This window comes from Agriterribacter sp. (assembly GCF_035445465.1).
GTDB lineage: Bacteria > Bacteroidota > Bacteroidia > Chitinophagales > Chitinophagaceae > Agriterribacter.
Genome location: NZ_DAOMQT010000115.1, coordinates 1 through 4,453, shown reverse-complemented (window position 1 = coordinate 4,453; position 4,453 = coordinate 1). Strand labels below are relative to the sequence as shown.

Sequence of the window (4,453 nt, the reverse complement as noted above, 5' to 3'; positions counted from 1 at the left end):
CTAAATTATATAGTACTTTCATGCCTTTACGAATTAAATGCCTAATCCTATCCGAAGATTTAAATTTCGAAATCCGAAGAGAGATGCCATATCAAATTTTAAATCTCAAATTTCAAATCATACCCTGAAACCTGAGCCCTGTAACCTGCCCCCGGCTATGGCGCCTCAACCGTTTCGCTTTGCACTGTGTGAACGCTGAAATAGCCCAATGCGCCTCCTTCTATATTGGTTACCGGGTTTGCCGGAGAGGCTGAATTGCTGCCCCCTGAAGCACCCTGGTCCAGACTAAACCAATATTTGTATAACGCAGGTGCTATACATTGCATTTCTACTTTAACCGTATTACCGCTTTTAATGTCTTTTTCGTCATCGGGAGGTGTAAATAATGTTATTGTAGAAGTGTTTCCGTCGGAATAATCATCATCGCGGATAAATATACTTTTTTCCTTTACGCCGTTTACGTACTGGATAAAGCGGTAATGGTTGCCTTTACCCGGAGGATCTGTGTATTGTACATTGGCCAGCTTTATCCTTTCACCAAAAAAACTTTCTTCCTGTATATAAAGCGAGTCCATATTAACCATAACCGGCATCGTGCAGGAAGCCGTAAATGTTTCCCCGTTAATCTGTACATGCAGCGTATAGGTTTTACCGGTAGTGGCAGTAAGCACTGCCGACTGGTAAATGCCGGCTGTTGACTCAGCCAGCGTAGTGGTATGGCCCTCATTATCCGTAACCGATACCGAGGCGTTGGCTATCCCTTCAAAATCATTACTATCACTGAAGTTCTTCGTTTTCGATACCCGCACCGTGCAATCGCCCGGCCTGTTGGTAACCGTTCCTTCAATTACATATTGCTTTTCCGAATCTTTTAACGCAACATCTATCACCTTTTCGCAGGAGGCAAAAGCGAAGGTTATAATAAGACCGGATATGATAAGAATACGCATGCTCATCAGAATTTAAAATTATAGGATACGGAAGGTATATACTTGAACAATGCCAGTTGCACGGCTTCTGTTTTAGCCGGATCGTCTTCGCTTTCACGAAAGGAAATGCTGTAGGCGTTTTCCCTGCCATAAGCATTGTACAGGCTAAAGCTCAGTTCGGACGAAAACCTTTTCCGCTGCTTCAGCAGCCAGGTGGCGCCCAGGTCTAACCGGTGATAAGCCGGCATCCGGTAAGCATTCCGCTCGGTATAATAAAAGTAGGTTTGATCGTTTACATTATATTTCCCTGCGGGAAAGGTTACCGCATTGCCAGTATAATAGATCCAGTTGGCAGATAGCGTCCACTTTTTGCTGAGCTGGTACGATACCACCAATGCCAGGTCATGCGTTCTGTCCTGCCGGGCATTATACCATTGATTACTATTGATACCATCAATCTTTTTCTCTGTTTTAGATAAGGTATAGCTTAGCCAGCCGGTAAGCATTCCCGCCTTCTTTTTAAATTGCAGTTCCAGTCCATAGGCCCTTCCTTTTCCAAACAACAATTGTGTTTCAATAGCGTCGGAGTTAATGAACACATTAGCGCCATCCCTGTAATCTATCTGGTTTTGCATGGTTTTATAATAAGTTTCAGCCGTAAGCTCATAGTTATTATCCCAAAGGTTTTTATAATAGCCTATGGCAAACAGGTCAGAAACTTCGGGCTTGATGATATTGGTGCTGGCTACCCATTTATCTGTAGGGCTTGAAGTAGTGGAGTTGCTGATGAGGTGAAGGTTTTGCACATTGCGCACATAAGACGCTTTTACCGAGCTGCTGCCATTTAGCTGGTAGCTTGCGGCAATACGCGGCTCAGGATTGATATAGGTTTTAACAAACGCACCTTTCGCATAGCTGAGCGTATCGGTAATTTCTCCTTCAGGGTTAACATTATAAAAGTCGCCCTCACCCAGTATACTAAATGAAGTGAGCCGCAATCCATACGTCAGATTAAGTTTGTCTGCAGCCTTCCAGGTATTGGTGAAATACAGGGCATTCTCCCATGAATATCTTTTTTGCAATAAGGCCAGGTTAATGCTCGACTGGTCAGAAGCGGGCCGTACTTCACCGGGACGTATAGTATGATGGATGGCATTGAATCCAAAGCGGATATTGTTTTTATTATTGAGATACCACTGGAACTCCTGCTTAAGGTTCAGGTCGCGGATCTGCGAGAAGATATCGAACTCATTGGCTCCGCTGCGGATGGAAATATTGTAATTGTAATTGCTGAAAATAAAAGAAGTGTTGGAAAATAATTTATTGCTGAAAATATGGTTCCAGCGCAGGGTACCGGTTGCATTACCCCAATCGAGCCCAAAAGTTTGCCCGGCCGCCAGCACATCTTTTCCAAAATAGCCCGAAAGATAGAGCCTGTCTTTATCGCCGATATTGTAGTTGAACTTGGCATTGAGATCATAAAAATACAGGGTGTTATTCTTTAAGGAAGAATCATTAGACAGCTTTAAAAACATATCCGCGTATGTTCTTCTGCCGGTAATTAAAAAAGAGGACTTGTCTTTTTGAACGGGACCTTCCACGTTCAGCTTTGCGGATATGAGCCCTATTCCACCGCTTACGTTATAATCCTGGTTGTTACCGTCGTTCATTTTAATATCCAGCACCGATGATAACCTTCCCCCGTATTGCGCAGGCATCCCCCCTTTGTAAACCGTAACATCTTTAATAGCATCGGAATTAAAAGTAGAGAAAAACCCCAGCAGGTGCGATGCATTGTATACAGTGGCTTCATCTAAAAGGATCAGGTTCTGATCTGCCGCGCCGCCTCTTACAAAAAAACCACTGTTGCCCTCACCCGCAGCTTTAATGCCGGGCAATAGCTGCACGGTTTTCAGCACATCCCGCTCGCCAAGTAAAACCGGTATGTTCTTTATTTCTTTGGTGCTCAGTCTTTCAATACCCATTTGCGGGCTGCTGAGGCTCCGCGTTTTGGAGGTAGCGGTAATCGTTATATTGTCCAGCGTTTTGGGCTCCTCTTCCAGCGCTACATTAAGGGCAATATGGTTATCTAATGTAATATCCTGCGAATAAGCAAGCATGCCTACCGCTGATATGGCTATGGTATATTTTCCTGCAGGCAATGAAATGGAATAGAACCCGTAGTCATTACTAAAGGTCCCGGCATCGCCCACCCTGATGCTGGCGCCAATAACAGTTTCCCCTGTTTTTTTTACCCTTACCGTTCCGCTAACTGTAAATTTCTCCTGGCTATAGGCCTGTATACCCGTAAGCAGGGCTATTATCATTAATAATAATCTGTTCATTCCCTTTTAGTTTGGATGCTCTGTTTGGCGTAGCCCGCAGGCAACGTTAGTGTTACGGGCAGCCAACCGGTTTAAAAAACTTTGAACTACTTTGCCGGATGGCCGCGGCGAAGATACAGGTGAAACAAACAGCACCCGCAGGGAACCCTGCGCCACTTGTCATAATTAAAAAAAGTATAACAAAAATCAGTCCCGCTATGAATGCCGGATGGCAGGAAATATCCGTGTTATAATTCCATTCTGTTCATCATTGACCAGAGCCTTGCCTACCGGCCGGCAGGCAAACTTCGTTAGGGTGACAGACAGTGGGTTGTTTGTTTGGCTTTATTACAAATGCCCTACAGTGTTGCCGCTGTTTGTCATTGGCAGGTAAAATGATATGGAATCATCAATCATCTATTCTCACACCCTTATTACCTTGTCTTCCACAATAGCAAAAACCTTATCCTGCCTTTCGGGTGCTACCGTTGCCAGTCCCGTAAACCGGCTGAAAGCAGGAAGGGTACAACAATGGGCGGTAAAATGAAAACAGGGCAATCTTAAAGACTGCCTGGCCATTCCTTTAATATAAACACCCGGGTGAATATGACCGGAGAAAAAATACTTATCTCTGCTTTCCCCTGGTAGTATGCTATAATCGTGGCGAAAAACGAAATGCTCCGTGGCAAGCTCATCTGTGTGTAAATCAATAGCCGTGGCTTTATACCACTGATCCTGCAAAATATCATGATTACCCTTAATAAGCCGAACGGCAAGAGCAGAGAAATCCTTCCGCCACCTGCTGAACAGTTCTAGTTCCTTATTGCTTTCGCTGTGAAACATATCGCCAACAATGATCAGTTGTTCCGGCTTAAAAAACTGAATTGCATTAACTAAGCGCTGCATATCTTCCTTAAAAACCGTTTGGGGCACGCCAATGCCCGCCTTGCGAAAATGCCCCGTTTTACCCAGGTGCAGATCGGCCAATATCAGCGACTGCTGCTCTTCCCAGTAAATGCAACGCTCCGTGCTTAACCACAAAGTTTGTGCTGATACAATATGTTTTAAAGGTGGATGCATGGGGAGGTTACAGGTTACAGGTTACAGGTTTCAGGGTTGCAGGGTGTTATGATTTGAAATTTGAGATTTAAAATTTGAGATGGCATCTCTCTTCGGATTTCGAAATTTAAATCTTCGGAT

General features: G+C 44.3%; 3 protein-coding genes. All 3 read right to left on the bottom strand.

Going from position 1 to position 4,453, the window contains the following annotated elements:
• Positions 1-155: 155 nt before the first annotated feature.
• The 3 genes from PLE34_RS21660 to pdeM all read right to left on the bottom strand — a co-directional run bounded on the left by PLE34_RS21660 (position 156) and on the right by pdeM (position 4,333).
• Positions 156-950 carry a DUF4249 domain-containing protein gene (locus tag PLE34_RS21660; RefSeq protein WP_324560682.1) on the bottom strand — a complete coding sequence of 265 codons (795 nt, stop codon included), beginning with the start codon at positions 948-950 and terminating at the stop codon, positions 156-158.
• 5 nt (positions 951-955) lie between these two features.
• Positions 956-3,274, bottom strand: coding sequence for a TonB-dependent receptor (locus PLE34_RS21655; protein ID WP_324560679.1), 2,319 nt, complete (start codon positions 3,272-3,274; stop codon positions 956-958).
• Between the two features lie 402 nt (positions 3,275-3,676).
• On the bottom strand, positions 3,677-4,333 hold the full coding sequence (gene pdeM / locus PLE34_RS21650) for a ligase-associated DNA damage response endonuclease PdeM (protein ID WP_324560676.1): 657 nt from the start codon (positions 4,331-4,333) through the stop codon (positions 3,677-3,679).
• Positions 4,334-4,453 lie beyond the last annotated feature (120 nt).

Excerpts from the sequence above, each read along its gene's own strand:
- PLE34_RS21660 (WP_324560682.1), bottom strand. The coding sequence starts at position 950 with ATGCGTATTCTTATCATATCCGGTCTTATTATAACCTTCGCTTTTGCC.
- PLE34_RS21655 (WP_324560679.1), bottom strand. The coding sequence starts at position 3,274 with ATGAACAGATTATTATTAATGATAATAGCCCTGCTTACGGGTATACAG.
- pdeM (WP_324560676.1), bottom strand. The coding sequence starts at position 4,333 with ATGCATCCACCTTTAAAACATATTGTATCAGCACAAACTTTGTGGTTA.